The sequence below is a fragment of the Mesorhizobium sp. M7A.F.Ca.CA.002.05.1.1 genome (assembly GCF_003998335.1).
Classification (GTDB): domain Bacteria; phylum Pseudomonadota; class Alphaproteobacteria; order Rhizobiales; family Rhizobiaceae; genus Mesorhizobium.
The window spans coordinates 1-602 of record NZ_RZQI01001566.1 but is presented as its reverse complement, the minus strand read 5'-3'; the positions used below and the strand labels follow the sequence as shown (position 1 = coordinate 602).

Genomic DNA, 602 nt, shown 5'->3' with positions numbered 1-602 from the left:
TTGAGCGCTTGACCGTGCGATCTGCTGACGACCAGCCTGTTCTTCGGCAATGCCACATAGGGGACATGCTGGCGACGGCAGAGATCGCGGATCGCTTCCCTTGCATCGTCCTTGTTGCTGTTGTCGAAAACGATGTAGCTTTCGTGCTCGGCCAGGTATCTGCGTACCAGGTGGATTTGCCATTCGATCATTTCGGGCCGGTTGAAGGCTACGGTGGCTATGATCGTATCGCGGAAAGCCTGCTCTCGCCCCTGCAATTCGCTGACCGGCGCGGATGTCCTCAGGAAGCGAAACACCCGCCAATGATAGCGCAGCAGCGCCTCGCGTCTTGGCGGCCTGTTCAGCCTCTCCCATTCCGCAACGGTAATTCTGGGCTGATCGACGTCTTCCGGAGCGTCAGAAGCCACCATGTCGTGCTCCTGCATGTGCCGTTCGACGGCTCAGTTCTGCTGGATCGAAATGCCCTTGTCGTCGATCTTGAGTTCGACGCCCTTGGGTTTGGTCTGCTCGCGATAGACGTAGATGCCGAGGGCAATGACCACGACGACGAGCGCGCCAATGACGAGATAGAGCGTATTCTGTTTCATGGCGCGCTCTTTGCG

General features: G+C 58.1%; 1 pseudogene. It reads right to left on the bottom strand.

What is annotated here, in order from left to right:
- A pseudogene (locus EN939_RS37070) lies at positions 1-410 on the bottom strand (hypothetical protein); the annotation flags it as partial.
- Between the last annotated feature and the right edge of the window lie 192 nt (positions 411-602).